The sequence below is a fragment of the Pseudomonas sp. GW823-FHT06B06 genome (assembly GCF_058795195.1).
This window is the reverse complement of record NZ_JBXAHO010000011.1, coordinates 164320-190665: the sequence shown is the minus strand read 5'-3', so window position 1 is coordinate 190665 and position 26346 is coordinate 164320. Positions and strand designations below refer to the sequence as shown.

The window sequence follows — 26346 nt, the reverse complement described above, 5'->3', positions numbered from 1 at the left end:
CTGCCGCGGGCTTTAGATGATTTGTTCGTCTGCCAATTTTGCATAGGTATAGGGGGTATGCCTATCATGCGTGACATATAGGTAGGGGGGGTATTCCATGGGTCATATCGCAGCACACAAAGACGACCTTCTCAAGCGCGTAAAACGTATCGCCGGACAAATCCAAGCCGTTGAACGGGCATTAGAATCGGATCACGATTGCGCCAAAACACTACACCTTGTTGCGGCCACTCGCGGAGCCATCAACGGCTTGATGGAGGAAATTATCGAGGACCACGCGCGGGAGCATGTCGCGAACCCTGCGCTCAGCGAAGAACAGCGTAACAAGGGCGTCGAAGAGCTTCTTGAAGCCATTCGCCGTTACTCCAAGTGAACGCATCTAGGTACACACTCATGAGCAGCACCAACATCAACTACACACACGACCACGTGTTCCTTGGCTCAGCGCACGACGAAAATGCCAAGCGTACGCTTTGGGTTGTGGCACTGACGGTGGTGATGATGATTGGCGAGATCACCGCCGGCTATATCACGGGTTCGATGGCGTTACTGGCCGATGGCCTCCACATGGCAACCCATGCCGGCGCATTGGGCATCGCGGCGGCCGCTTACGGATACGCAAAACGCCACGCTTCCAGCCAACGCTACAGCTTCGGTACCGGAAAGGTTGGAGACTTGGGTGGGTTCGCCTCGGCGCTCATTCTCGGCATGGTCTCCTTGGGAATTGGCGTTGAGTCTGTCATGCGCCTCTTGCAGCCAACGGAAGTTCAGTTCGGCACCGCTACTCTCATCGCGATTGCTGGTTTGATCGTCAACATTGTCAGTGCTCTGCTGCTGGGCCACGGGCACAGTCATGGGCACGAGCACGAGCACGAGCACGAGCACGAGCACGAGCACGAGCACGATCACGATCATGGCCATGCCCATCACGGGAACGACAACAACCTAAAATCGGCCTATGTCCACGTCCTGGCGGATGCGCTGACGTCGGTTCTGGCCATTGCTGCACTGCTCGCCGGCCGCTACCTCAGCTGGGTGTGGCTGGACCCGATCATGGGCATTGTCGGCGCCATCGTTATCGCGCGTTGGGCATGGACCTTGATGCGGGTCACCGCAGGTGTATTGCTGGATCAGACAGACGCACACGTTGCCGAGGAAATCCGTGAACTGGTTGAGAAACCTGGGGATGCCACCATTACCGACTTGCACGTCTGGCGGGTCGGGCCGCAAGCCCATGCGGCCATCGTCAGCGTCCTGGGCCGAGCAAGCGTGAATGCCGATAGCATTCGTGAGCGGCTCAAACCGGTTCACGAAGTCAGCCATCTGACGGTCGAGTTTCGACTGGGCTGATGAGCGCCTCCCCTCCATGGTCTCCAATGGAACCCGCAATGGCCCTAGCGAGAATCGGGGTAAGAGCGTTGCCATGACGCTGTACAGGTGGGCTGCGGCGGTACCCAAACCAATCAAAGCCCACATGTTTGGACTGCTATTGCTGATAGAAGTGATGCCCCTTACAAAAAAGGGCTGACCTGCCCATAAGGTCACCGGTGTCGCCAGAGCGTGCTCGATCCAGTTTTGGATCGAGCCATGGACGAGTTGCAACGAGTGTCCCGCCATGGCGAGCATGGTCACCATCACGGTTAAGGGCAGCGACCACCAAAAGCGGCGAGCGCAAACCCGGAGTTCAGGATTTTCTTCTTCATCGAACGCGGGCATGACCGGCTCTAATGTCATGCCACATTTAGGGCAGTTGTCGGATTCGGGCTGGCGTATTTCCGGGTGCATCGGACAGGCAAATTCAGTGCCTGTTGTACCGCAGACTCTGGAGTGGTGACGCGAGACTCGGAGCTCGAAATATTACCGCTGAAGCGTTCAGGATCAGCTCGAAATTTCTCCTGGAATTGGCTAGGCAACCAAGCTTACTGAATTGTAATCACCATTGTGGCTGGCTTATGTCATCTTCCGATCAAACACGCATGTGGCAGCTGACCTCGGACTTTAACGCCTGGCGCCGCTACTGATGCTTGCTCAGATATCCGTCTGATGGGATTTGGCGCAATGCAATCCAAAACTTTGAGGCGCACCTTAGTGAAAGGTCTGGCCGCCGATGGAGTCTTCGGCGGCCTGGGGCAATGGCGCACCCCCATCTTGGCCATAACCAGGCCAGGACAGTGCCACGTCCTTTCGCGTACAGAGTTTGATCTTTTCGTTGGTGAAAGCTCGGTGAGTATTACAGGCCCCCCGCACCTTCATGACCGTCAACGGCGGATTTCCTGGACATCTGCTGCGATAGCGGGGGTTCTTGGGGTTCGCAAGTGGTTTTGAACACAGCAAAAAGAACGTGAAATAAACCAATCGACAAGCCGACAGCCTCGCGCTGTGGGGAGCCTTGCATGTCTATATTCAAAGTTACTGCTGTTGCCGTTGCCCTGACCTCCGGACTTTTAACGAGTGCATTGGCACAGGCGCACTCTAAACTGTTGTCCTCCACCCCGGCGGAAGGAGAGAGTGCCACTGCTCCAGCGAAGATCGAACTGTATTTCTCCGAAAACCTGATAATTACTTATTCCAAAGCCGAGCTGATCAAGATCGACGCACCCATGTTCCACTCGCCGGTCGTAAAAGCTACTGTCGCGAGTGGTAGCGATCCAAAGACTATGATCATTACGCCAGCATCGACTCTTCCCTCCGGCGCCTATAGGGTGGAATACCATGCTGGAACGCATGACGACAGAAGCACCATACACGGCAACTTCACCTTCAAAGTGAAATAAGCCATTAGCGATTCACTAGACGTTGCACTGCGTTTTACCCTTTACACCGATCTCATGTTGCTCTTTACAGTCTACGGGGCAGAGAGCGGATATCGGGAGCGGTGCTAAATTTTGAGTCGCTGCTGGTGGGGAAAGCCGTCCTCGGTATGGTGCTGTCTCTTGCGGCTGTAGCAGTGCTCGCTCAAAACATGAGCGGCGCCCCAAATTGGGCTGAGCTGCGCCCTCATATTGAAATGATTCTGGCCGACGCCGAAGTGGGTTTTAGTTGGATTGCTCGCAGTCCCGAGATGGAGATGGCGGCAAAATAACCGGACAATCCCAGCCGGCCCAGCGAGCGGAAATTTCACTGGCGTCTTACTGGCTGCTAGGAATGTCAGCAACAATGTCCCGCGAGCCTGCCTTGGCCACATCTACCGTGGTATGAAGGCACCGCTTCGCAGCGCTAACCAAACTGAACCATTATTCCTCTCGTGCTGATCGGTCTCTTCACCGCACCGCCAGCATCAACGTTGACGCGATGGCAAGTGTTTCGGGTTGTGAGCGTCATTGACGCTCAGTCAATTCGGGTATTCCTCAGTCTCAATGCATTGAAAACTACAGATGCAGAACTGACGCTCATGGCTATGGCGGCGATCATTGGCGACAGGAGATGTCCCGTCAGTGGATAGAGCAAGCCTGCGGCAAGAGGAATGCCCATCGAGTTGTAAAGAAAAGCGAAACCCAAGTTTTGCCGCATGTTTTTTACTGTTGCGACCGAAAGAGCCCTTGCTCGTAAAATCCCCATGAGGTCGCCTTTTACCAGCGTGAGTTGTGCGCTATTCATCGCAACGTCAGTCCCTGTCCCCATGGCAATGCCCACATCGGCTCGCGCCAGGGCCGGTGCATCGTTGATACCGTCACCAGCCATGGCAACTTTCCGGCCGTATTGCTGGAGGTCTGCCACCAGACGCTCCTTGTCCTGAGGTTTCACTTCACCGTGGACTTCTTCAATCCCCATCTCCCTGGCGACAGCCCGAGCGGTGGTGAGCCCGTCGCCAGTAGCCATGATGATTTTGATGTCGTCAGCCTTGAGCTTGGTGACTGCCTCTTTGGAGGTCGGTTTAATTGGATCTGATACTGCCAACAACCCTGCCAATTCCCCGTCGACTGCGAGGTAGATGATGCTGATGCCATTAAGTCGCAACAACTCTGCACGCTTTTGTAGGGGACTTGTGCTCACGCCTGCGGCGTCCATCAACGCGGTGTTCCCCAGCTGGATGTTCCTGCCATCAACGATGCCACTGACCCCGATACCTGAACCAGACTCAAAGGATTCTGGCTTGGTGAGCTTAATATTCTCGGCTCGGGCGTGATCGACGATTGCATGAGCCAAGGGATGTTCGCTGCCCTGATCAAGGCTGGCAGCCAGTTGAAGAACATCGTGGGGTTTGAAACTGGGTTTGGCCTCCACGCTGTGAAACACTGGCCGTCCCTCTGTCAGGGTGCCTGTTTTATCGACAATCAGTGTGTCGATCTTGCACAGGTTTTCGATGGCACTGGCATCCCTGAATAGCACGCCCATGCTGGCTGCTTTACCTGTCGAAACCATGATCGACATTGGCGTAGCAAGACCCAACGCACAGGGGCAGGCGATGATCAGCACGGCGACAGCGTTGATCAGACCAAACACCCAACTGGGCTCAGGGCCAAAAAGCCCCCAACCGACAAATGTCAGTATCGCAATCGAGATAACACCCATCACAAAGTAGCCGGCAATCGAGTCGGCCATTCGTTGCATTGGTGCTTTGGAGCGCTGAGCCCGAGCGACCATCTGTACGATCTGTGACAGCATGGTCTCGGCGCCCACCTTCTGCGCCTCCATTACCAAGCTCCCGTGTGTATTGAGCGTGGCGCCGATCAGGCTATCTCCAGCTCTCTTCATTAGCGGCACTGGCTCGCCAGTGAGCATGGACTCATCCACCGCACTTTCACCCTCCAGTACTGAACCATCAACTGGCACCTTTTCACCTGGCCTGACCCGCAAGCGGTCTCCTAGGTGAACATGGGTGAGAGGAATATCTTCCTCCTGGCCATCCGCATTGATCCGGCGTGCGGTTTTGGGCGACAGGCCGAGTAGGGACTTAATGGCGGCGGAAGTTTGCGATCGGGCTTTGAGCTCAAGAATTTGCCCAAGCAAGGTGAGCGAGATGATGACTGCGGCGGCTTCGAAGTAGACGCCGATACGCCCATCTTGCATAAAGGTAGTGGGAAAGCTTTGGGGAAAGAGCGTTGCCATGACGCTGTAAAAATAGGCTGCGGCGGTACCCAAACCAATCAGAGTCCACATGTTTGGACTGCGATTTCTAATAGAGGCTATGCCCCTAACAAAAAATGGCCAACCTGCCCATAAGGTCACCGGTGTCGCCAGAGCGAGCTCGATCCAGTTTTGGATCGAGCCATGGAGGAGTTGTAACGAGTGTCCCGCCATGGCGAGCACGGTCACTATCACGGTTAATGGCAGCGACCACCAAAAGCGGCGGGCAAAATCCCGCAGTTCAGGATTTTCTTCTTCATCGAGCGCGGGCATGACCGGCTCTAATGTCATGCCACATTTAGGGCAGTTTCCGGGTTCGGGCTGGCGTATTTCAGGGTGCATCGGACAGGTAAACTCAGTGCCTGTTTGTACCGCAGACTCTGGGTTGGTGACGCGGGATTCGGCGCTCGAAACGTTACCGCTGAAGCGTTGAGGATCAGCTCGAAACTTCTCCTGGCATTTCAGACTACAAAATCGATACGTCTGTCCCTGATAAGACTCACCGAATTTACTTGATGAAGTGACTGCCATTCCGCACACCGGGTCACGTAGATCATCGTCATTGAGCGGAGCAGCATGGGCGTGACTGTGGTCGTGGTGGCTCGATATAGTAGGCATGGCTATTTCCCTTTTTCGTCCTTGTGCGTTGCTGCCTGATCGCCATGGCTATGTCCGCCATGTCCATGTCCAAAAAAATGCATCAAAGGACAGATCAACAGAATCAGATAAGGCCAAAATGGATAAACGTGGCTGAAATGCTCCCGCAACACGTAGAAGGCACCAATCGCAATGAGCATGATTAGTACAACGCCTGTTTTGCGCCTCCAAAATGGTGCGGTGATGTTTCCATCCGGATGTTGATGGTTGTTCATGATCTAAACCCCACTGTGTAAGCGTTGCTATGATCTCTGCGACAGAGCGTAGCCAACTCGTGCGTCGAAGCGTTGTTAGCAGCCAACCCCGGCTTACTTCAGGTCAAACGGACCAACCATCCCTGACTGATAATGCCCTGGCACGTTGCAGGCAAACTGAAGGCCTGTGCTGTTGTTGAAGGTCCAGATCAGCTCTTGGGTTGCGCCAGGCTCAATCAGGACGCTGTTCGGGTCGTTGTGCTCCATTCCGACCATCTTCATCCCACCCATGCTGTGGCCCATACCGCTCATCGTTTTCCCGGTACCGGTGGGGTTAAGCGTCCCGTTCTGGAACATGCTTGCCATTTCTTTTTGGTGTGCTGCATGAGCAGCGACTTTTCCGATGTTGAACTCGTGCAGCAGCGAACCCTTATTGCGAAGGACAAAGCGAATAGTTTCACCAGGCTTTACGTCGATGCTTTGAGGTTTGAAGAAAATATCGCCCATTTCGACCTCCACCGTACGGGTAACCTCAGAGGCCACTCCAGGCTGGCCGATGTCCTCTTTCCCATGCCCTGCGCTGGCCATAGCCGTAGCACCGAAGAGTAGAGCGATGGCTGCGATGACAGGGGTAACGAGCTTAGCTTTCATAGTGACCTCGAGAGTAAGAGTGGGAACACTGGTTATGCTAAAGACACGGAGCTGCCAGTTAACTGACCTGAACACTACATTTCTGTCAGTTTCATAAAAAACACGGCGTTCAGATGACGCCGTGTTATCACGCTCTAACCAGAAAATGCGTTGAGCACGAATTACTGATGGCACTCTGAAAGCATCAACTTGTGCTCGCGCTGCATTTGGCTCAAAACGTCATCGACGATTTTGTCGTGCTTTTCCATCCAGGCCAGGTGCTGCTGAGGTGACATTGAGGCGTCTGGATGATCTTTATGGAGTTGGCTCATGATGTCGCCGAGCATCTTCATATGCTCGGCCATGTGGACATGACGCTGCCCTTCAGGGGCTTTTTCAGCTTGTATCAGGACGGCTTCCGCCTTGTCGCGCAGGCGTTCCATTCGCTCCACGACCCGATCTCCACCACTTTCAGCCCATACAGAAGCCGAGACGAGTATCGAGCTCACAAAAAACAGCATTTTTAGGCGATTCATGGGGCAGCTCCTCATGGAATTGATTTCCGGCTCCCATACGTTTCATGCTGAAGAGTCGGTCGAGCGCTAGGAAGTGCTCATGTGTGAACCCTAGACAGCGGTCGCTGACATTTACCTGAGGCCAATATTACTTTTCTGTCAGTTGCTGGTTGGCTAGCGTGTTTCGTTGCAGACTGCGCTTCATCATTATCCGAGAGCCACCCTCATGAGACTTCTGGTTGCTGAAGACGAACCCAAAATAGGTATCTATTTGGAGCAAGGACTCACGGAGGCGGGGTTCAATGTGGATCGCTTTACCAATGGCAAAGTGGCGCTTCAGCACGCTTTGAGCGAGGCCTATGACCTGCTGATTCTCGACGTCATGATGCCTGGGCTGGATGGCTGGGAAGTACTTCAGAAGGTTCGGGCATCCGGAAAAGATGTTCCCGTGCTCTTCCTCACGGCGCGAGACCGCGTTGAAGATCGAGTGAAAGGACTTGAACTCGGGGCAGATGATTACCTGATCAAACCCTTCGCATTTTCTGAACTGTTGGCTCGTGTCAGAACGTTGCTGCGTCGGGGTAACGGCGCTCCCTCGCAAACCTATATGAAATTGGCTGATCTCGAGGTGGACCTGCTCAAGCGTCGGGCCATTCGTGGAGGTAAGCGCATAGACCTTACGGCCAAAGAGTTTGCGTTGCTTGAGCTGTTGCTACGACGTCGAGGGGAGGTACTGCCAAAGTCACTTATCGCCTCCCAGGTTTGGGATATGAACTTTGATAGCGATACCAACGTTATTGAGGTTGCAGTGAGAAGGCTGAGGGCAAAGATAGATGACGACTTTGAGGTCAAATTGATTCATACCTCAAGGGGAATGGGTTACATGCTCGACGCACCTGATTCGGAGTCGGAATGAACCGAATGTCCCTGACGACTCGCATGAGTCTGATGTTCATGCTCGCGGTAACGGCCGTACTCACGGTCGCCGGACTCAGTTTCAATAACCTAAGCCGGCATCATTTCAAGATGCTGGATCAGCAGGCATTGAACGAAAAACTCCACTCGACCCAGAGAATTTTGTCGGGGTTGAACAGCATCGATCAATTCAGCGAATTTAAGCCTGAGCTGGAGGCGCTGCTGGGTGCTCACCGCGATTTGACTGCCCTAATAGTCGATGGTGACGGCAAGCTGCTGTTTGCTGATCCCGGCCCGGTAGATATTCCGAAGGAGTTCCGCACAACCACAAACAACAACGTCTGGGAGTGGCGGCAGCAAGAGCAGATGTTCCGTGGCGTGACAGCACAAGCCGTTGTGACGGGGCAAGAAAAGCCGTTGACCGTCATTTTGATCTTTGACGTTACTCAGCATATGTCCTTTTTCGAGACGCTTGAACGCTGGTTTTGGATAGGGTTGGTGATCAGCGCACTGGTCAGTGCGGCACTCGGCTGGATGGTTGCAAGCAGTGGTATGCGGCCTATTCGCCAGGTCACGCGGGTCGCTGCCTCAATGTCAGCAAAATCACTCAAAGAGCGCATCCCCTTAGCACCCGTTCCGAAAGAACTTCAGCAAATGGTGCTGTCGTTTAACGCAATGTTGTCCAGGCTCGACGATGCATTTGTCCGGTTATCGAACTTTTCCGCAGACATTGCCCACGAACTACGGACCCCCGTAAGCAACTTGATGACCCACACCGAAGTGGTGCTTTCAAGAAAAAGGAATATTGAAGACTACGAGGACAACCTGTACTCAAATCTTGATGACTTGAAGCGTATGAGTCGGATGATTGATGACATGCTTTTCCTGGCGAAATCGGACAACGGTCTGATCACACACGAGAACAAACCAATAAACCTGTTGGAAGTCGTGGAAAAACTGCTTGAGTACTACCGCCTTTTGGCTGATGAGCGAGGGATTGAACTCAAGGTTTCAGGAAGGGGCAGCGTCCGAGGCGATGTCCTTATGCTGCACAGAGCCATTTCTAACCTGCTCTCTAACGCTCTGCGCTACACCTCTGAAGGGAAGACGATCAGTGTCGATATTAAGCAGAAGGAAATGTCGGTATTGGTCGTTGTGGAGAACCATGGAGAACCCATTGCTCCCGAACACCTGGAAAAGCTGTTCGATCGCTTTTACCGCGTGGACCCAGCTCGGCGAGAAGGCAGTCCAAGCAATGCGGGGCTAGGTTTATCGATTACCCGATCAATTATTGAAGCGCATGATGGCAAGATCTGGTGTACGTCCTTTGATGGAAAAACGGCCTTTCATCTAGAGTTCCCTAGTGTTGACTTGAAGGTCAGCTGATCAACGGTAATCAACGGAGATCTCTCAGCCTGCGCCCCGCGTTCCACTTTCGTAATTTTGAATGAGTGAAAACCCTACTATAGCGGGCACGCGGTCTCGTCTTTAAGTCTCGCTACACCCGCCAGTTCGAGGCCAAACACCGCGTCAAGCTGACTGAAATGTAATCGAACAGTTTGCATTCGTGTGGCATCGTGTTCTTGCACTGTGACGTTGGGGCCTAGTGAGTTTCTCGTGTTCAACCTGCCCTAAAACACGGAGGCTGCTAGCTAATCATCAGTGGTTTTAAAAAGAATCGAAAAGTAAAAACTAGATATTCCCAAACAAATCTCGAATCAACAGCTCTTGCTGTGAGGAGTCTTGCATGTCATTCCTTAAAACTACGACCGTAGCTGTTGCGCTTACCGCTGGTTTGCTTCTGAGTGCAGTTGCTCAAGCACATCCAAAGCTCCTTTCTTCCACTCCGGCAGAAGGCTCGGATGTGGCGGCCCCTGCGAAAATTGAGCTGCACTTTTCTGAGAATCTCACCACTCAGTTTTCCGGTGCAAAACTGATCATGACCGATATGCCTGGCATGCCGAATTCCCCAATGGGTGTTAAGGCCGCCGTCGCTGGTGGCGGTGATCCGAAAACGATGGTGATTACACCGGCAGCACCTCTGACCACCGGTACCTACAAAGTCGAATGGCGTGCTGTCTCCTCGGACACTCACCCGATCACCGGCAACTTCTCATTTAAAGTGAAATGATTTATGAGCGACTCAATAAATATTGTGGTTCGCTTTGCTCTTTATTTCGACCTGATGTTGTTATTCGGATTGGCAATTTTCGGCTTGTACAGCCTCAGGGGAAAGGAAAGAGTATCGGGCACGGTCTTGAATTTTGAGTCGCTTCTTTACGTTACTTCTGTTGCAGGTATAGCTCTATCCCTTATCGCCATGTTGTTGCTTGCGAAAGCAATGAGCGGTGTGTCGGAGCTTATGGAGCTACATCACCATATTTTTGAAATGGTCCTCATGGGGACTGACGTCGGGTTGACCTGGATGGTCCGAATAGCTGCCCTGGTGATGGCAATTATTGGCGTCGCATTGAATAAGCGATTTCCGACACCCAGTCTCTGGGTCGTCACCGTATGCGGAGCGATTGCGTTGGCGACGTTGGCTTGGACAGGGCACGGTGCCATGGATGAAGGCAGCCGACGCTACTGGCATTTCATCACCGATATATTCCATCTTTTAGCCGCAGGTGGCTGGTTGGGTGCTCTATTGGCATTCGCTCTACTGCTGCGGTTGAAATCGCTAAAGGGCGAGCAAGAAGCTCGAATTCTTGCACGGGTGCTGACTGGTTTTGAGTCGGCCGGCGCTGTGATCGTAGTGATCATAAGCATCACAGGCGTAGTGAATTATCTGTTTGTCATCGGTCCAAATCTCGATGAAGTGATGCTCAGTACGTATGGCCAACTGCTGTTTTTGAAGATCCTGCTCTTTGCCGGGATGATCGTGTTAGCCACGCTGAACCGCTTTCACCTAAGTCCAGTATTGGAGCGGTCAGTTCGAAATGGAGAATACTCTGCCGCGGTCAATGCCTTGCGCCGCAGCATGACACTCGAGTTTGCAATGGCAGTCATCATAATTTGTCTTGTCGCCTGGTTAGGCACTTTAAGTCCGGAAATGGAAATGAGCGCCGAATAGAGGTTGGTGACAGCCGACTAAGGAGTCTAGAAGGTGAATTGTAAGCGCCATTTCCACCGGCTACACTCCAGCCCATGAAACGCTATTTGCGGTTTTGCATCATCTTCATGATCAGCTTGGCGCTTCCCCTCAGCGGGATGGCGGGTGTTCAGGCGCCAACAGAACCTTGCCCCATGAAGACGATGGACATGGCGATGATGGACGGCATGGGGCAAGACTGCTGCCAGGATATGAAAAGTCCCACCGAGCACGGCAAACCCTGCAAGCCAGGCCAGGAGTGCAAGACTGGTGGCATTCTGCAGGTCTCCATCATCAAGCCTCCTATTACCTTATCCAATCCCCTCGTACTGTCCTTCTCCATGGATTCCCTTCCAGTACAAACCCCCTCAGGGGTATGGCGACCGCCTCGCGTTTGATTCCTGTCCAACATTGAGCCTCATTCCGCGTTAGCGGGATGGCATATCTGCGTGCATGTCTGATGAAGCGCGCAGTGGATCATCACAGGAATCGTGAACATGAACTCCAAGTGCTATCGCACAGGGTGGTCCCTCGTGGCCGGCCTGGCGGCAAGCGTACTGGCATTGCCGAGTCTCGCTGCCGCATTGACACTCGATGAAGCTTTGCAGCTGGCTGAAAACAATGCGCCGTCGCTGACTGCACAAGACGCGAAAATTCAGGCTGTCAGCAATGCCGCCATCCCCGCTGGTGAACTGCCCGATCCCAAGTTGCTGCTAGGCGTACAGAACTATCCCATTGGTGGACCGGATCGCTGGAGCATCGATCAGGACTTCATGACTATGCAAATGGTCGGAGTCAGTCAGGAGATGCCCAACAGCGCCAAGCGCAAAGCCCGCATCGAGGTCGCTGATGCGGCCATTGACCGCGCCGCCGCTGAGCGCCGGGTCGAACGTCTAAAGGTTCGTCAGGCCACGGCGCTGGCCTGGATCAACAGCTTCTCCGTTGAGCGTAGAGACGCGCTGTTCCAGGATTTCTACAAAGAAAACCGTTTGCTGGCCGATACCGTCCGTGCACAGATTGCCGGCGGCCGTGCTCAACCTGCTGATGCAGTAACGCCCAAACAGGAAGCGGCACAACTGGAGGAGCAGCAAGATGATCTGATTCGCCAGAGAGCGCAGGCCCGAGCGGCCCTGAAGCGCTGGATTGGACCAGCCGCCAATGACAAACCTGTGGGCAGCTTGCCGGAGTGGCCTGTCGAAGCCTCTGGCTACTCTCATAAGCTGCAACATCATCCAGAATTGGCAGCGTTTGCGCCAATGACCCGCGAAGCGCAAGCCAAGGTCCGTGAAGCTGAGGCGGAAAAACAGCCGGATTGGAGCTGGGAACTGGATTACCAGCGCCGTGGCCGTGAGTTTGGCGACATGGTCAGCGTGCAATTTTCTTGGGATCTACCGCTGTTTCCTGGCTCTCGGCAAAACCCCAAGATCGCGGCCAAGCACGCTGAACTCAATCAGCTTGAGGCTGAGCGCGAAGCCCTTGCACGCGAGCATACCCAGCAACTGGAGAACGAACTGGCTGACTATGAACGCCTGAATCGTGCCGTGCGCCGTACCCAGGAGACCCTGTTGCCGTTGGCCATGAAAAAGGTTGAGTTCAGCATGGCTAGCTATCGCGCGGGCAAGGGCGACTTGAGTTCGGTTGTTGCCGCCCGCCGGGAACTCATCGAAGCCCGCCTCAAACAGGTTGACGTTGAAGAACAGCGTGCTCTAACCAGCGCTCGCCTGTATTTCGCCTATGGGGAGTCCGCTCAATGATCTCTAGAACTTGGAAAAGGGCTTTAGTTGTCGGCATCTCGGTTGCCTTGGGCGTTGCCGGTGGTTACTGGTTTGCTCAACCGAGAATGAGCGGAGAACCGGATGCAGCCCCGGAGCAGAAGCCCGAGGCGTCAGTCGATCGCAAAGTTCTGTATTGGTACGACCCCATGTACCCACAACAGAAATTCGATAAGCCGGGTAAGTCACCCTTTATGGACATGCAGATGGTCCCTCAGTACGCCGATATCAAAGGGGAAAGCGCCGCCGTTCGTATTGATCCAAGCCTGACTCAGAATCTCGGTGTGCGACTGGCTACCGTCAGTCGAGGCGTGTTTGCTTCGAATCTGGACGTGGTCGGTGTGTTGACCCTCAACGAGCGGGACGTCGCCGTAATCCAAGCCCGTACGGCGGGTTTCGTCGAGCGCGTGTATGCCCGTGCTCCTGGCGACGTGATCAAAGCCAATGCCGCCTTGGCGGATATTCTTGTACCTGAGTGGGCTGCGGCTCAGGAGGAGTTTCTCGCACTCCAGCGCAGTGGTGATGCGGGCTTACTGACAGCGGCTCGCCAGCGTTTGCGGCTCACCGGGATGTCGGCAGCCTCAATTGCTCAAGTAGAGCGCAGTGGCAAAATCCAACCAAACCTGACACTCACCAGCCCTATTAGTGGCGTGCTGCAAGAGCTAAATGTACGCGAGGGTATGACGGTGGCCGCAGGCGAGACACTGGCACGCGTTAATGGATTGAGTAGCGTCTGGCTGGCCCTGGCCGTTCCGGAGACTGAATCTGGTTCGATCCTGATGGGTCAATCGGCAGAGGCGCGTTTGCCCGCGTTCCCAGGGGTTGTGCTCAAGGGCGTCGTCAGCGCGATTCTTCCGGAAACCAATCCGGATAGCCGCACACTTCGCGTGCGCGTCGAGTTACCCAACCCGGAAGGCCGTCTCAGAGCGGGTATGACCGCACGAGTGAGCCTCAATCGTTCAACGGAGGAAAGTGTGTTGTGGGTGCCGAGCGAGGCCGTCATTCGCACCGGCCGACGTGCCCTGGTGATGCTCGCTGAAGACGCTGGTCGCTATCGTCCCGTGGAGGTGCAAGCCGGGCAGGAAAGCGATGGCAAGACGGCGATATTGAAAGGTCTGGAAGAGGGCCAGAAGGTGGTTACCTCTGGCCAGTTCCTGCTCGACTCGGAGGCCAGTCTTAAGGGCATTGTTGCCCGCTCAGAGGAAGAGTCACCACCCAGGGCAGCAGCCTCCAGCTTTCATGAAGCGGATGGGCAGATCGTTGAGATCAACGATAAAGAAGTCACGCTTGCCCATGGTCCCTTCAAAACGCTGGGCATGCCGGGTATGACGATGACGTTCCCACTCGCTAGTCCGGCGCTGATGCAGGGCCTCAAAACGGGCGATAAAGTGCGGATTGCGGTGAGCCAGACCGATGATGGCTTGCGTGTTGAGCGTCTGGATAAATCGGGGAGCCAGCCATGATCGCTGCCCTGATTCGTTGGTCAGTAGCCAACCGATTCTTGGTGATACTGGCGACGCTGTTCGTCACTGCTTGGGGCATCTGGTCGGTGCAGAGCACGCCCATCGATGCGCTGCCGGATCTCTCGGATGTTCAGGTGATCATACGCACCCCGTATCCGGGACAAGCGCCGCAGATTGTCGAGAACCAGGTGACCTATCCGTTGGCCACCACCATGCTCTCAGTACCGGGCGCCAAGACGGTGCGTGGTTATTCCTTCTTCGGTGACAGCTTCGTTTACGTGCTGTTCGAAGACGGCACTGACTTGTATTGGGCCCGCTCGCGGGTGTTGGAATACCTGAGCCAAATACAAAGTCGATTGCCGGCCAGCGCCAAGCCAGCGTTGGGGCCGGATGCGACGGGAGTGGGCTGGATCTATCAGTACGCACTGGTGGATCGCAGTGGCGGACACGATCTGGCGCAATTGCGCGCCTTGCAGGACTGGTTCCTCAAGTTCGAACTCAAGACCCTGCCCAACGTTGCGGAAGTGGCTACGGTGGGTGGCATGGTCAAGCAATACCAGGTGCAGCTTGATCCACTCAAACTGGCCAGTCTTGGAATCACTCAGGCCGAAGTGACTGAAGCTATTGGCAAGGCCAACCAGGAAACCGGTGGGGCCGTGCTGGAGATGGCAGAGACCGAGTTCATCGTGCGTGCTTCCGGCTACTTGAAGACGCTCAATGACTTTCGGGCGATCCCGCTCAAGCTGGGCTCGGGCGGCGTGCCGGTGACCCTTGGCGATGTCGCCGCAATCCAGTCGGGGCCGGAAATGCGGCGTGGCATTACCGAGCTCGACGGCGAAGGCGAGACCGTCGGCGGCGTTGTGATTTTGCGCAGCGGCAAGAACGCTCGCGAGACCATTGCAGCGGTCAAGACCAAGCTTGACGAACTGAAAAGCAGTTTGCCGGCCGGAGTGGAAATCGTCACCACCTACGACCGCAGCAAGCTGATCGACCGTGCTGTGGAAAACCTCAGCCTCAAGCTCATCGAAGAGTTCATTGTCGTCGCGTTGGTGTGTGGGATCTTTCTCTGGCACTTGCGCTCATCACTGGTGGCGATCATTTCGCTGCCGGTGGGGGTGCTGATTGCCTTTATCGTCATGCGCTACCAGGGCATCAACGCCAACATCATGTCCTTGGGCGGGATAGCCATCGCCATCGGCGCCATGGTCGATGCCGCCGTGGTGATGATCGAGAACGCCCACAAGAAGATTGAGGCTTGGCACGCGGCCAATCCGGGAGAAGAGCTGAAGGGTGAGCGTCATTGGCATGTAATGACCGAAGCGGCGGCAGAGGTAGGCCCGGCGCTGTTCTTCTGTTTGTTGATCATCACTCTGTCGTTCATTCCGGTGTTCACGCTGGAAGCTCAGGAAGGACGGCTGTTCGGTCCTTTGGCTTTCACCAAGACGTACGCCATGGCCGCAGCGGCGGGATTGTCAGTGACCTTGGTGCCGGTGTTGATGGGCTACTGGATTCGGGGGCGAATTCCCAATGAGCAACAGAACCCGCTAAACCGTTGGCTGATCCGGATTTATCAGCCGGCTCTGGACGCGGTCTTGCGTCGACCAAAGATCACGCTACTGGTGGCGCTATTGGTTTTTGTCAGTGCGCTATGGCCAATGTCTCGCTTGGGTGGCGAATTTCTTCCCCCGTTGGACGAGGGCGATCTGCTCTATATGCCTTCGGCTCTACCGGGGCTGTCAGCGCAGAAAGCGGCGCAACTGCTGCAACAGACCGACCGCCTAATCAAGACCGTGCCAGAGGTTGAACACGTCTTTGGTAAAGCCGGCCGCGCTGAAACCGCCACCGACCCGGCGCCGTTGGAGATGTTCGAAACCACCATCCAATTCAAGCCGCACGAGCAATGGCGTCTAGGCATGACCCAGGAAAAGTTAGTGGAAGAACTGGATCGAGTGGTACGAGTCCCTGGGCTGACGAATATCTGGATACCACCGATTCGCAACCGTATCGACATGCTGGCCACGGGGATCAAAAGTCCCATCGGAGTGAAAGTTGCCGGCACCAACCTATTGGAGATCGATGCCGCGACTCAGGCCGTCGAGCGAGTAGCCAAGGGAGTACCCGGCGTTAGTTCGGCTCTGGCCGAGCGACTAACTGGTGGTCGCTATATCGATGTGGATATCGACCGCAAAGCCGCCGCTCGTTACGGACTGAATATCGCCGATGTGCAGTCCATCGTGGCCGGTGCTATCGGTGGTGAGAACGTCGGGGAGACCATTGAAGGGCTCGCACGTTTCCCGATCAACGTACGTTACCCTCGTGAGTGGCGTGACTCGCTCGGCGCTCTGGAGCAATTGCCGATCTACACCCCGCTAGGGAGCCAGATCACCCTGGGCACTGTGGCGAAGGTCAAGGTCAATGACGGCCCGCCGATGCTCAAGAGCGAGAATGCACGCCCCTCTGGTTGGGTATACATCGACGTGCGTGGCCGGGACATTGCCTCGGTAGTCGCCGATCTACGCCGGGTCGTCAGTGAGCGGGTCACATTGCAGCCAGGTATGAGCCTGAGCTACTCGGGGCAGTTCGAATTTCTCGAACGGGCCAACGCACGACTCAAGCTGGTGGTGCCTGCCACGCTATTGATCATCTTCGTGCTGCTCTACCTGACTTTCGCCCGCTTCGATGAAGCCGTGTTGATCATGGCCACGCTGCCATTTGCGCTCACGGGCGGGGCATGGTTTCTCTATCTGCTGGGGTACAACTTGTCGGTGGCCACCGGAGTCGGCTTTATCGCCCTGGCCGGTGTATCGGCCGAATTTGGCGTGATCATGCTGCTCTACCTGAAAAACGCCTGGGCCGAACGTGAAGACCTCGGCGACAACACTGAGCGCGGGCTGATTGCGGCCATTCGTGAAGGTGCCGTACAGCGTGTTCGACCCAAGGCCATGACCGTGGCCGTGATCATTGCTGGTCTGTTACCCATCCTGTTGGGCAGCGGCACCGGCAGCGAGGTCATGAGCCGCATCGCCGCGCCTATGGTGGGCGGCATGATCACCGCGCCCTTGCTGTCCCTGTTTGTCATTCCGGCAGCGTATCGCCTAATGCGTCGCCGACACCTTTCAGTCGAACCCATCAATCCTCAAGGAAAAGGCGTATGAAACTGACTCTGATTTCAGTTGCAAGCACCGTATTGGCGCTGCCACTTTTCGCCCACGCGGTGGATATGCCGGGCATGAAAATGGACGGAATGGATGTCATGTAGATGAAGCAGGTAACAACGCAGGCTCCAGTCGCCACCGCCGACGGAGCGATCAAGTCTATCGATACTACGAAGCATGGGGTGACCATCTCTTACGGAGCTGTTCCCGCTGTGCAATAACCGCCGATGACTATGGCCTTTTCCGTGACGGAAGATCATCTAACAGGGCTTAAGGCTGGAGACTGTGTGTCGTTTTCGTTTCGGCTAGATCGGTTGAATCCACAGCCGATTGCTGCCTAATCATGAAGGGCTGCAACCGACTCAGCTGGCGGTGAGGACTGGCAATATCCGGCCAGTTCCGGTCCTTGGCCAGTCCCGCCGGGCAGTCATTCGAACGGCTGATCCGCTCCGAAACTTGCCCGATAGAGATAATGCCGTTTCGCTGACCTTAGGCGGGGCGAAAACATTCAGGAAGTAGTACGACCAACCCCACTTGTCTATCGCCATTACATCTGTCTGCCATTGCGGGCAGCGATCGCAACGGTGGTCGGCGAATCAGCAAGTGAAACGAATTGTCGTGTCGCACCATCAAGCGCATCGATGCAACCCGCCTCGATGTCGTAGACCCAGCCGTGCAGATTCATGCGTCCCTGCTCGAGCGCCAGCGCAACCGATGGGTGAGTACGCAGATTCGCCAGTTGCGCGATCACGTTTTCGCGCACGAGGCCGTCGAGCTTCGCGCGAGGCGTGTCGAACTCATGCGCCGCGTTAATCGCTTTCGCGGCGTCCGAGTGACGTAGCCAGTTAGCGACCGCCGGAAGATGGTCGAGACACGTGCAGCGTGAAATCGCGCCCATCGCTCCGCAGTCCGAGTGGCCGCAGATCACGATGTCCTGTACGCCCAGCACTGCGACCGCATATTCGACGGTAGCCGAGACGCCGCCCGGTTCGGGACCATACGACGGCACTATGTTACCGGCGTTGCGAATCACGAACAGCTCGCCCGGTTCACGCTGTGTAAGGAGTTCAGGCACAACACGACTGTCCGAGCAGGTGACGAACAACACCTTCGGATTTTGTGTCGTCGCGAGCTGCCTGAAAAGCTCGACGCGTTGCGGATAAACCTCGCGCTGAAAGCGCAGAAAGCCGTCAATAATGTCACGCATGGAGTCCTCCAAACCCGAATGCCGGATGCTGGCACGAGCCCTCAATATGCCATCGCGCCGCTGTGGTCGCATTATCGCAGACCTCCCGCGCCTTGGCTGTATTCGATCAACGATGGACTTCGAGCCGCGACCAGCGCGGCGAATGTCCGAAGCACCCTGGCAGCCACCATTTATCTTTCGCTGGCTGAAAGGCGAGTGAATTGCCCGGTTTTTTATAGACATCCTATGACCGCTTCTGGCCCGACTGCTGCCGGTCTAGGACACGCCGTGTGCTGGTCAAATACGATGCAACCGCCTGGTCAGGTCGAATGCAAATGACTGCTCAGAGGCAATGCAAACGGGTGGTCAAGTGGAATGCGATTCTCCACATGCAGGCAAGAGAGATCAAGCTGGCAGGAGTGCGGAGCAGCTTAATCGAAGGTGGGAAGCCCGGCGTGCTCAATGAACCTATCGAGCACCGCTCGTTCGTCATACGATGTGGGGGTTCCGCCGTGGGACGCTTTGCCACGGAGATCGACTTCCCAGCTGGCGTACCAGGCGTCTTCTGGTCCCACATACACAGCTTCGCGTCCATCAGGAAACTGGTCTGCCGTTAGGTCAACAATCAGCGAATTCACAGCGAGCCACATGTGCGACTTGCCGTCACGCATAGCGCTAATGGTTTCGGCTTCAGGGCCGCCCGGTATGCTGTTGAAATAGTCGCCAAGCAGTTCGGAAGTCACTGCGCAGCAGGCATCCGGAAAATCTGCCATGTGCTGCGGGAGAATGCCCAGGACTTTCTGTTCTTCGATCGATGCACGAAAGTCATGCGCGATCTTGTGTAACTCAATCAGCATACTGCGAACCATCATCATGGGTGAGTCGAGGTCGCCGCTTCTGGGGCGCCCACAAAAAAGCCCCGGCGGTAATCCGAGGCCTTTTAACTTCCTAAGCCGTAACGCTCTGAAAGGAGCAGCTAGGGCGAAACCACGAACCGACCGTTACGAGCCGCAACATGGAATCCCCCGCGTGTCGGAGAGTAAATTACCTCACCCACAAACCGGTTTCAAGTGCAAGCAATCCATCGGGCGAGGCAAGCTAAGGAATGATCACGTAGGCCAACTGGCTCGATATCGCTGTGGCTTCCCGGCTGAATGGCAGCAGCATTGCAGTAGGTGGGGGGGGGTGGGTGGCTGAGCTGTCATATGCCTGCTTCAAAGCGTCAAGCGCGACGTGTTAACCACTTTTTTGATCTGTAAACCACAGTGGTTTACAGATCAAAAAAGTGGTTAACAACCAGCGAGCCCGACCTCGTGTTCGCATTGCCACCAGTCCTATCGGGAGAGTGAATTTGACTGGGAAAGGTTAGCACCAAGATCTAGCCGTTCGGCTTCTATCGACACCTGCTTGAGCAATTCCGCTACTGATCGGTTTTCCTTTAGGGCGTAGCTCCCTATTAGGAGTGTGACAGGGTGCACGTCGAGCACCGACGCTATGGAGTCAAGCTTCTCAATGGTCGGTACATACCTTCCCCTTTCCAGCGTACTGATGTAAGTACGGCTGCTCACCGTTGCGAAATCTTCCTGCGTAAGCTTTCGCTTGACTCTCACCCATTGCAGTACCCGACCGAAGGCGCTTTTCAGTTCCACTTTGCATTTTCCGCAAAAGGAAAGATGAGGCACCCGTGAACAGTATATGACTACAATGTATGCTGTTCATTTGAGAGGAAGTCGGGATGTTTATCACCAACCGATGGGCTGAAGTGGATCGTTCCTCCGCCTGGCTGGCTGAGGATCAGCAGGCTTGGCATTTCGTAGAACAACGGCTTTCATCGCCATGGCTTCACATCACGATTACGAGAGCGCGAGGAGAGGACACTTGTATCGAGGTCTTTTTTCTGGAGGATATGCGGGGGCTCGAGCATTTCACACGGATGGCCCTAGACGGCGCAGCTGTTCTGTCCCTGCAGATTGTCACCCCTGGGTGGATGAACGGTAGCGGTGGGTGGTCAATGGAGCATCTGGAGTCTATTCATGAAAGCGAGGATGGCTTATACAGGTGTTACACCGTTCAGAGCGGTCGGCGGTATTGCCAGCCTAATAGCACCGATTGCCTGCGCTGTTGTTTTTTCAAAGAGCTTTACCGACGGATATAATGGGCTTATCAGGTCGTCGCATCGTTGAAATACCGCCTTGGGTCCATGGCATCCTCTGTCATCAGTTGAGCAGCTTTGATGATAATCTGAATCAACCGGTTGTTCTCCGCTCGCGCGTTTTCCAACTGCGTTTCGAGGGCAAAAATTCTGGCATTGCTATTTTTACGCCCGGCCTTTTTGACATCCTTAAGATAGGTCTGGGTGTCCGCATATAATGACCGGATCTCCTGATCTCGCCATAGCGTTTGCCTACTTACAGCGACCTGCTGGGCAAGACCATTTTGTGTGAGCTGTCCCTGAATCCGTCCGGCTTGGTAATCGGCGAGAATGGATTTCACTTGCTCCTTCCATTTTTTTACTTGCTTCATAATGAGGCCTTCTCAGATACTGAGTAAACGTCTAAGGCTGCCTTGCAGCTCGTAACCATATCTGACACAAACAACACGTGCTGATCAAATACTTGGGTATTATCGAGTTCAGCCTTAATGCTTGCTGTGATATCAGTTTGGTTGTCAAAAATAACCTTCAAAATTTTCTCATATTCACTGAGCAAGGTCTCGATAGCGGCTTTTGCTTCCAGATCACTAGGGTTCAGATGAAATGATTTACACCCGGCGTCCGTACCGAAGCCTCTGATACACATGAGGCCCCTATCACAAGGGCTAATGTAGAGTTCACGCGAGCATCCGCCCCAGGGCGTTAGATTTATAATGCTAAGCTTCTCGATGATCATTTCTTCGATTCGGTCGTCAGCGATTGACTCTTCCCGCCATCGGATGACCAGCTTGCCCAAAAAGTCTTGGGGAGGATCATCGGTCAAGTATAACGACCTCACATATTCTGCCCGTTCTTTAGCTGTACGATAGTCATATTGACGACTCTGGCGTGGGGTGCGACCCATCCACAGGTCCACAGCCATTTCAGAGGGGCCGGCGCGAAGAATTGCGGTGGTAACCCAGCGGCGGATTTGGTGAGGTGTGATTGAAAATAGCTCTCCGTCTTGCCCTCTTAGCTCAAGACGTTGAAAAATTGTGCTCTTTGAAGAGTTTGTAGAGAGATAGTTGTAGAGGTCGGCTCTGAAAAGGGGGCGAGGGATGATGCCTTGCTCAGATACCGAGTTAAATTGGTTTTCCCAAATAACAATCAGGTTGTCGCTCAGTTTGTTAGGGTAACCTTTGGCGGTGTGCTTCGCCTGGTAACGTGCTTCTTCGCCATCATTGGGCATTGCAAATTGTTCGTCAAAATGGCGCTGAAGATAAAACCTGTACTTTTTTTCCAAAGCGCGTTTAAACAGCCTGATATCTATGACCAGGGATGGAACTCCGGCTCCAGTTCCTCTTCTAGATAACATGACTTCTCTGATGGTAGCCCACTCTTTCTTTATCTCAAGGAGATGCGGGTATGAGGGTCTGTAGCCAGGTTTGAAAAGTCCTCTTTTGACCATTCCTTTAAGAAAAGTGCGCAGAGACTCAATAAACCATCTGCATTTGCTTACTGACGACTTCGAGGAGTTGGTGTGTTTTCCTATATCAAGAACAGATACACTGTAACAGTTGTTTTTGTACTGGTTTAGGTAGTTTGACCAGTCCCAGTTTAGCATTCGTTCGTCTATCCAAATCGCAAACCTTGCGGCTGTGATTCTGGGAAGCTCAATACCGCAGCTGGAAAATCGCCCCCCGCTGTACAGCTCTTTACTGGATATCGAAAAACACCCAGATATTTCCTCCACAAAATAATGGTGCTCTACGGGTAGGTCCAACGATGAGATCTGATCCACGGCGCCAGGTTCTAGAGGATAGTTGTTTCGGTGGGCTGCGAGTGTTTTCTCTACGAAGGAAAAACCATTTGCTTCGATATCAAGAGCGCGTTCTCTGGCGCCCTGGCAGCATGCCAGCAGATACTCATAAGCCTCTGTGAGGGGGCCGCTCCATAGGTCTGCCACTGGCACGGCGCTGGGTATGAGGTTTTTTTCAACAGGTACCCGCACAAAAGTTGTATGAGTATCGCGGTCCTGAAAAAGGCAATTCGCCGGCAAATTTGTTATTTCACCAACTCTCAAACCAAGCGCCATGCCGAAGCAAATCGCCTCCAGGCGAATTCTATCGAAGCCATAGGTTGGCTCAAGACTTGGATCACTTTTGATAAGCCATCTGGCTTGCGCGATCCCCTGGTGTAAATCAGGAGAGAATAGGCTTTCTTCTCGATTTTTGAACTCTTCCGAAGTGAGTTCTAGTGCGCTGTGAGTCGGGTTAGGAACTCCGGTAGTCCACTTGATAAACCTGTCAATGAATCGAAGTGGTACCCCATCGATTGCGGTGCTGAGTTGGTTAAGGAAATCTAGAAACGCCTTTAGTGCATTCGCTCTATGATAAACCGTAGACTCTGCATGATCTTGCCTTATAGCGGCTACGGTCTTGTCGAAGACTTTACGCGTTATGTCGCTCCATTCAATGTTCTGGCTATCCATTACCGCAGAGAGGTGTCTGATCGACGCCATGCGCCCGATGACAAGCGTCGCTGACGGCTGGCGAAGTATTTCTTTAGCTATAAAGCAGCGAGCAAGCTTCCCAGTCACCTCCGGAAGAGCAGGCTGATTTTTATTCCGTTTTTGCAAAGAGTCGAGTGACGTGAATGGGATAATGCTCGCTCTGTATTGCCAAACCTTACCCTCAAAGTCTCCGGCCACTAATCCGCTTGCTTTAAGATCATTGAACTGTTGTTCTGCAAGCTTGTACCGCTCTTCGAGAACCTCCATAGATATACTCAATCATCTAGCTCCTTCACGGCGATTATCACGGACTTGGCGCCGTGAATTGCTGCTTCGACCTGCTGGGCCATTGCGCCCGTAGAAGTACTCCCCAACATCTGCTGAAATTTAGTGATATCAGCTAGAGCTGCTTCATGATCAGCGTGACGACTGGGCCTGAATTTGGGACATGCATAGCATGTCACCGTGGGATGGTAAGGACATGGCTCGGTGGAGCTGCACAACCCTAAGCTGCTAATTGCTGTTAGTGAAGATCTGTCAGCAGTTACTTCCATGAATTTTCCGCACCACATTTGCACTGCAAGATTGATTTCTGGGCTCGCCATGTGAGTTGTATTTATAAACTCTTGTAGTTCAAGGTTGTAGCGAAAATAGTGCTTGATGGAATTAAGGTTTCTATGGTCTAACGCTTCTGCGACTTCTTCCGGAGATGCTCCGGAGAGAACCATGGAAGTTGCTTTGGTTCGGCGCAGTCTGTAAGCCGAGATCCGCATAAAAGGAGCTGTTTCTTGACGGCTTCTGTGCGGATCAGGCAGTTTGAGCGTCCAGGTAAGCGAGGTTAACTCATAGCTCAAGCGGTGATTGTCAAGGTGCAAAGTGAATGGCGTCAATTTGGGGTTGATTAGGAACCGCAGGAGTCGAATCTCAGATTTATAGACCGCAGGAAACAACGGAGTAGGCAGTTTGGGAACGCTTATGCCATGCTTGGCGCATAACGCATGAATTGCCCCGGATGCGGCATTGCATTGGTGCTCAGCTGAGGCGCACTGTTGCTTTACAGCTTCTGCCGTATCGTTAGAAATGTAACGTTTTACTAAGTTACTTGGATGCCTCCTGAGCCTTGAACGTCGAATCCCTTTCACGCTTGGCACCCTGACAAAGGGGCCGCTTTCATCAACGCCAAAGTCTGTAATCTGCATTAGAGCTAATTGTATGGGGCGAATACCCCAGTCGCGAGCAAGGAGAAAAAGCGTGCGCTGTGCATGAGTTACGAACTCACAGGTGGAGAGGTGCATCTCGATGTGCGTGAGTTGGACCCGAGTGAAGGGGCCGAAGTCATCGTCTCGCATCGTGACCAAGTGCCTGTTATCAAATGCCGTTACTGTCAGCTGCGATAGTTCAAGGCTGTCGTGTTCATTGAATCCTGAGACTTCTTCGTCCAAGCACCATCGATAGAAAACTCGAAGTGCAACCAACTCATCATTGCAGCTTAACGTTTTTAACCGAGTACATTCGCGTACAGCAAGTGACGACAATCCATTTCCAATAGTCTCTGCGTCATCTCCCGGAAATTCATGAGCAGCTAGAAGCCGCTGGACGACAATTAGTGGTCTAAGGTCAATGTGAGTTTGAATGCGATCTATGAACCATCCTCTGAGAAGCCACTCAACTAACAAGTTAGCGTGTAGAGGGCGGCCCCACGCAATATTCGTCGGGGCGCACCCGATTTTTTCTATCGTTAGCTTTTCAAGCCACGCGGTATCATTACGAACCGTGATGGTTTGACCGTATGTAGATTGAACCATGAAAGGGAAGGCATCAGTTTCGATGCCGAAACGACATTCGATTTCACTGATCAACTCAGTCGGCGAAAAGCTAGTCATCGGCCGTCTCTCGCAAATTTGAGCTTTCGGATTTTCTGATAATTTCTCCGAGGCGGTCCGATATTGCTTGCCGAGAATACTGCTGAACGCTTTCGCTGTTTGGACTCCAGCCCCCCAGATACGCCAAGGCGTCCTTTACGTTAATGCTAGGAGCGCCGCTATTCTCAAATCGTTTGCGGGCTATGTTTGCCCCAGTCGATCTCAGTCCGTGCGGATGAATCCGCGTTGAGAATTTCGGTAGGCCGAGGCAGGCTGCGACGGTTCGAAGAACCGTGTTTACGGTTCGAGCAGACAATCGTCGACCATCACGAGAGCTTACAAAAAGGGCGGTGCAAGGCCTTCTGGGTTTGAGCAGCTTTGCGCGATGATCGGAGATATATTCGTTCAGGCTCGCGGCTAGCGAAGCGCTTATTGGGACTTCCCTTCCGCGCGTCTTAAGGCTTGCCCCATCTTTTCTTCGCTCCCTGTTGATATCGCTTGGGCGTTTGATGCGGATGGTTGGAGAGGGTCCAAGATCAACGTCGTTCAATTCTATGAGAACCACCTCGCCACGCCTGGCAAGTGTTTCAAGCATAACCAAAAATAGGCAGTGATTACGGGCCTGTGTTTGTACGCTGTTAAAGGGGTTTCTCGAGTCACCTGGGCTTAACACGCTTTTGAGTAAAGCTTGCTCACTTGAATCAAGCGGAGTAGCAGGGAGCGATGGCTCTGATTGCTGCGCGATTTTAATGACTTTTTTGTGAAGGTTTCGGAGATTCTTATTTTTGTTTTTCTCAGCTTGACTTTGCTCCAGTAGGCTAAGTCGATTGAGCTCTACGTAATGCTCAAAAGAGAAGTCTATGAATGATTTGATGGATTCGAGCCGTCGCGCGCATGTCGATTGGCTGGCTTCCGCACCGCGTTTGGTGGAGCAGAGGCGTTCGGCCAGCGAGGTCAGCTCGGTTGAACTGAAGACCGCCAAGCGCTCAAGTTTTCCCTCCAGTGGGGAACCTCGGCTGAGAGCCCACTCATACGCGATAGCAACGTCACGAAGGTAGTTTTCGACGGTGTTGAGACGTGATTTTTGAAGCAAATCCTCGGCCCAGAGGTTTGCTAAAATTACCGGAACTCCCTCCACCAGAAGGTACGGTCTGAGGCCGCTGGAGGCAGTACGGATCATTCGGATTTCGCAGAAA

General features: G+C 53.9%; 23 protein-coding genes and 3 pseudogenes. 14 read left to right on the top strand and 12 right to left on the bottom strand.

The window, feature by feature from the left end:
* Window positions 1–97: 97 nt before the first annotated feature.
* Together AC1Q8Q_RS13025 and dmeF are read left to right on the top strand one after the other, a co-directional pair.
* Entirely contained in the window at window positions 98–373 is a 276-nt protein-coding gene (locus AC1Q8Q_RS13025; RefSeq protein ID WP_042955022.1) for a metal/formaldehyde-sensitive transcriptional repressor, read from the top strand.
* 20 nt (window positions 374–393) lie between these two features.
* Entirely contained in the window at window positions 394–1350 is a 957-nt protein-coding gene (gene dmeF, locus AC1Q8Q_RS13020) for a CDF family Co(II)/Ni(II) efflux transporter DmeF (protein WP_492615109.1), read from the top strand.
* Window positions 1351–1404: 54 nt separating this feature from the next.
* Here the strand turns inward: dmeF and AC1Q8Q_RS13015 are convergent.
* Window positions 1405–1800: pseudogene (locus tag AC1Q8Q_RS13015) on the bottom strand (heavy metal-binding domain-containing protein); the annotation flags it as partial.
* A 258-nt stretch (window positions 1801–2058) separates the two neighbouring features.
* Between AC1Q8Q_RS13015 and AC1Q8Q_RS13010 the strand changes: the two are divergent.
* The 3 genes and pseudogenes from AC1Q8Q_RS13010 to AC1Q8Q_RS13000 form a co-directional block, all read left to right on the top strand.
* Window positions 2059–2290: pseudogene (locus tag AC1Q8Q_RS13010) on the top strand (copper oxidase); the annotation flags it as partial.
* A 103-nt stretch (window positions 2291–2393) separates the two neighbouring features.
* Entirely contained in the window at window positions 2394–2774 is a 381-nt protein-coding gene (locus tag AC1Q8Q_RS13005) for a copper resistance protein CopC (RefSeq protein WP_492615108.1), read from the top strand.
* 101 nt (window positions 2775–2875) lie between these two features.
* Entirely contained in the window at window positions 2876–3082 is a 207-nt protein-coding gene (locus AC1Q8Q_RS13000; protein WP_020795040.1) for a hypothetical protein, read from the top strand.
* A gap of 245 nt (window positions 3083–3327) precedes the next feature.
* Here AC1Q8Q_RS13000 and AC1Q8Q_RS12995 read toward each other — a convergent pair whose 3' ends face one another.
* From AC1Q8Q_RS12995 to AC1Q8Q_RS12980, 4 genes are all read right to left on the bottom strand, one after another.
* Window positions 3328–5685 carry a heavy metal translocating P-type ATPase gene (locus tag AC1Q8Q_RS12995; RefSeq protein ID WP_492615107.1) on the bottom strand — a complete coding sequence of 786 codons (2358 nt, stop codon included), beginning with the start codon at window positions 5683–5685 and terminating at the stop codon, window positions 3328–3330.
* A 2-nt stretch (window positions 5686–5687) separates the two neighbouring features.
* The gene (locus tag AC1Q8Q_RS12990) at window positions 5688–5939 is read right to left on the bottom strand and encodes a DUF2933 domain-containing protein (protein ID WP_489328621.1); all 252 of its coding nucleotides are present in this window, start codon (window positions 5937–5939) and stop codon (window positions 5688–5690) included.
* A 93-nt stretch (window positions 5940–6032) separates the two neighbouring features.
* The gene (locus AC1Q8Q_RS12985; protein WP_492615106.1) at window positions 6033–6569 is read right to left on the bottom strand and encodes a cupredoxin domain-containing protein; all 537 of its coding nucleotides are present in this window, start codon (window positions 6567–6569) and stop codon (window positions 6033–6035) included.
* 161 nt (window positions 6570–6730) lie between these two features.
* Window positions 6731–7084 carry a co-regulatory protein PtrA N-terminal domain-containing protein gene (locus AC1Q8Q_RS12980; RefSeq protein ID WP_492615105.1) on the bottom strand — a complete coding sequence of 118 codons (354 nt, stop codon included), beginning with the start codon at window positions 7082–7084 and terminating at the stop codon, window positions 6731–6733.
* 205 nt (window positions 7085–7289) lie between these two features.
* Between AC1Q8Q_RS12980 and AC1Q8Q_RS12975 the strand changes: the two genes are divergently transcribed.
* The 9 genes and pseudogenes from AC1Q8Q_RS12975 (at window position 7290) to AC1Q8Q_RS12935 (ending at window position 17800) form a co-directional block, all read left to right on the top strand.
* The gene (locus tag AC1Q8Q_RS12975) at window positions 7290–7979 is read left to right on the top strand and encodes a heavy metal response regulator transcription factor (RefSeq protein ID WP_020795035.1); all 690 of its coding nucleotides are present in this window, start codon (window positions 7290–7292) and stop codon (window positions 7977–7979) included.
* Window positions 7976–9364: a heavy metal sensor histidine kinase gene (locus tag AC1Q8Q_RS12970; protein WP_492615104.1), complete on the top strand. Its 1389-nt coding sequence runs from the start codon at window positions 7976–7978 to the stop codon at window positions 9362–9364. The genes AC1Q8Q_RS12975 and AC1Q8Q_RS12970 overlap by 4 nt, the downstream gene beginning before the upstream one ends.
* A gap of 361 nt (window positions 9365–9725) precedes the next feature.
* Window positions 9726–10109, top strand: coding sequence for a copper homeostasis periplasmic binding protein CopC (copC, locus tag AC1Q8Q_RS12965; RefSeq protein ID WP_492615103.1), 384 nt, complete (start codon window positions 9726–9728; stop codon window positions 10107–10109).
* A gap of 3 nt (window positions 10110–10112) precedes the next feature.
* The gene (gene copD, locus AC1Q8Q_RS12960; RefSeq protein ID WP_492615102.1) at window positions 10113–11051 is read left to right on the top strand and encodes a copper homeostasis membrane protein CopD; all 939 of its coding nucleotides are present in this window, start codon (window positions 10113–10115) and stop codon (window positions 11049–11051) included.
* A 74-nt stretch (window positions 11052–11125) separates the two neighbouring features.
* The gene (locus AC1Q8Q_RS12955) at window positions 11126–11467 is read left to right on the top strand and encodes a hypothetical protein (protein ID WP_492615101.1); all 342 of its coding nucleotides are present in this window, start codon (window positions 11126–11128) and stop codon (window positions 11465–11467) included.
* 99 nt (window positions 11468–11566) lie between these two features.
* A complete protein-coding gene (locus AC1Q8Q_RS12950; RefSeq protein ID WP_492615100.1) occupies window positions 11567–12823 on the top strand; it encodes a TolC family protein in 1257 nt (418 codons plus the stop codon).
* Window positions 12820–14304: an efflux RND transporter periplasmic adaptor subunit gene (locus AC1Q8Q_RS12945; protein WP_492615099.1), complete on the top strand. Its 1485-nt coding sequence runs from the start codon at window positions 12820–12822 to the stop codon at window positions 14302–14304. Before AC1Q8Q_RS12950 ends, AC1Q8Q_RS12945 begins: the two co-directional genes overlap by 4 nt.
* The gene (locus AC1Q8Q_RS12940) at window positions 14301–17459 is read left to right on the top strand and encodes an efflux RND transporter permease subunit (protein WP_492615098.1); all 3159 of its coding nucleotides are present in this window, start codon (window positions 14301–14303) and stop codon (window positions 17457–17459) included. Before AC1Q8Q_RS12945 ends, AC1Q8Q_RS12940 begins: the two co-directional genes overlap by 4 nt.
* Window positions 17456–17800 (top strand): annotated as a pseudogene (locus AC1Q8Q_RS12935) (copper-binding protein). Before AC1Q8Q_RS12940 ends, AC1Q8Q_RS12935 begins: the two are co-directional and overlap by 4 nt.
* Before the next feature lie 206 nt (window positions 17801–18006).
* On the opposite strand, the gene AC1Q8Q_RS12930 reads toward AC1Q8Q_RS12935, so the two are convergent.
* From AC1Q8Q_RS12930 to AC1Q8Q_RS12900, 7 genes are all read right to left on the bottom strand, one after another.
* The gene (locus tag AC1Q8Q_RS12930) at window positions 18007–18666 is read right to left on the bottom strand and encodes a carbonic anhydrase (protein ID WP_213605956.1); all 660 of its coding nucleotides are present in this window, start codon (window positions 18664–18666) and stop codon (window positions 18007–18009) included.
* Window positions 18667–19076: 410 nt separating this feature from the next.
* Window positions 19077–19520, bottom strand: a complete 444-nt coding sequence (locus AC1Q8Q_RS12925) for a hypothetical protein (protein WP_492615097.1) — start codon at window positions 19518–19520, stop codon at window positions 19077–19079.
* Between the two features lie 459 nt (window positions 19521–19979).
* The gene (locus AC1Q8Q_RS12920; protein WP_492615096.1) at window positions 19980–20294 is read right to left on the bottom strand and encodes a helix-turn-helix domain-containing protein; all 315 of its coding nucleotides are present in this window, start codon (window positions 20292–20294) and stop codon (window positions 19980–19982) included.
* Between the two features lie 514 nt (window positions 20295–20808).
* Window positions 20809–21168, bottom strand: coding sequence for a hypothetical protein (locus AC1Q8Q_RS12915; RefSeq protein WP_492615095.1), 360 nt, complete (start codon window positions 21166–21168; stop codon window positions 20809–20811).
* Window positions 21165–23555, bottom strand: coding sequence for a hypothetical protein (locus AC1Q8Q_RS12910; RefSeq protein WP_492615094.1), 2391 nt, complete (start codon window positions 23553–23555; stop codon window positions 21165–21167). The genes AC1Q8Q_RS12915 and AC1Q8Q_RS12910 overlap by 4 nt, the downstream gene beginning before the upstream one ends.
* Before the next feature lie 8 nt (window positions 23556–23563).
* Window positions 23564–25171, bottom strand: coding sequence for a site-specific integrase (locus AC1Q8Q_RS12905; RefSeq protein WP_492615093.1), 1608 nt, complete (start codon window positions 25169–25171; stop codon window positions 23564–23566).
* Entirely contained in the window at window positions 25164–26330 is a 1167-nt protein-coding gene (locus tag AC1Q8Q_RS12900) for a tyrosine-type recombinase/integrase (RefSeq protein ID WP_492615092.1), read from the bottom strand. The genes AC1Q8Q_RS12905 and AC1Q8Q_RS12900 overlap by 8 nt, the downstream gene beginning before the upstream one ends.
* Window positions 26331–26346: the final 16 nt, after the last annotated feature.

Excerpts from the sequence above, each read along its gene's own strand:
- AC1Q8Q_RS13005 (WP_492615108.1), top strand. The coding sequence starts at position 2,394 with ATGTCTATATTCAAAGTTACTGCTGTTGCCGTTGCCCTGACCTCCGGA.
- copD (WP_492615102.1), top strand. The coding sequence starts at position 10,113 with ATGAGCGACTCAATAAATATTGTGGTTCGCTTTGCTCTTTATTTCGAC.
- AC1Q8Q_RS12955 (WP_492615101.1), top strand. The coding sequence starts at position 11,126 with ATGAAACGCTATTTGCGGTTTTGCATCATCTTCATGATCAGCTTGGCG.
- AC1Q8Q_RS12925 (WP_492615097.1), bottom strand. The coding sequence starts at position 19,520 with ATGATGATGGTTCGCAGTATGCTGATTGAGTTACACAAGATCGCGCAT.
- AC1Q8Q_RS12990 (WP_489328621.1), bottom strand. The coding sequence starts at position 5,939 with ATGAACAACCATCAACATCCGGATGGAAACATCACCGCACCATTTTGG.
- AC1Q8Q_RS12910 (WP_492615094.1), bottom strand. The coding sequence starts at position 23,555 with ATGGAGGTTCTCGAAGAGCGGTACAAGCTTGCAGAACAACAGTTCAAT.
- AC1Q8Q_RS12985 (WP_492615106.1), bottom strand. The coding sequence starts at position 6,569 with ATGAAAGCTAAGCTCGTTACCCCTGTCATCGCAGCCATCGCTCTACTC.
- AC1Q8Q_RS12930 (WP_213605956.1), bottom strand. The coding sequence starts at position 18,666 with ATGCGTGACATTATTGACGGCTTTCTGCGCTTTCAGCGCGAGGTTTAT.
- AC1Q8Q_RS12975 (WP_020795035.1), top strand. The coding sequence starts at position 7,290 with ATGAGACTTCTGGTTGCTGAAGACGAACCCAAAATAGGTATCTATTTG.
- AC1Q8Q_RS12915 (WP_492615095.1), bottom strand. The coding sequence starts at position 21,168 with ATGAAGCAAGTAAAAAAATGGAAGGAGCAAGTGAAATCCATTCTCGCC.
- AC1Q8Q_RS12900 (WP_492615092.1), bottom strand. The coding sequence starts at position 26,330 with ATGATCCGTACTGCCTCCAGCGGCCTCAGACCGTACCTTCTGGTGGAG.
- AC1Q8Q_RS12940 (WP_492615098.1), top strand. The coding sequence starts at position 14,301 with ATGATCGCTGCCCTGATTCGTTGGTCAGTAGCCAACCGATTCTTGGTG.
- AC1Q8Q_RS12970 (WP_492615104.1), top strand. The coding sequence starts at position 7,976 with ATGAACCGAATGTCCCTGACGACTCGCATGAGTCTGATGTTCATGCTC.
- AC1Q8Q_RS12945 (WP_492615099.1), top strand. The coding sequence starts at position 12,820 with ATGATCTCTAGAACTTGGAAAAGGGCTTTAGTTGTCGGCATCTCGGTT.
- AC1Q8Q_RS12995 (WP_492615107.1), bottom strand. The coding sequence starts at position 5,685 with ATGCCTACTATATCGAGCCACCACGACCACAGTCACGCCCATGCTGCT.
- AC1Q8Q_RS12905 (WP_492615093.1), bottom strand. The coding sequence starts at position 25,171 with ATGACTAGCTTTTCGCCGACTGAGTTGATCAGTGAAATCGAATGTCGT.
- copC (WP_492615103.1), top strand. The coding sequence starts at position 9,726 with ATGTCATTCCTTAAAACTACGACCGTAGCTGTTGCGCTTACCGCTGGT.
- AC1Q8Q_RS12950 (WP_492615100.1), top strand. The coding sequence starts at position 11,567 with ATGAACTCCAAGTGCTATCGCACAGGGTGGTCCCTCGTGGCCGGCCTG.
- dmeF (WP_492615109.1), top strand. The coding sequence starts at position 394 with ATGAGCAGCACCAACATCAACTACACACACGACCACGTGTTCCTTGGC.
- AC1Q8Q_RS12980 (WP_492615105.1), bottom strand. The coding sequence starts at position 7,084 with ATGAATCGCCTAAAAATGCTGTTTTTTGTGAGCTCGATACTCGTCTCG.
- AC1Q8Q_RS13025 (WP_042955022.1), top strand. The coding sequence starts at position 98 with ATGGGTCATATCGCAGCACACAAAGACGACCTTCTCAAGCGCGTAAAA.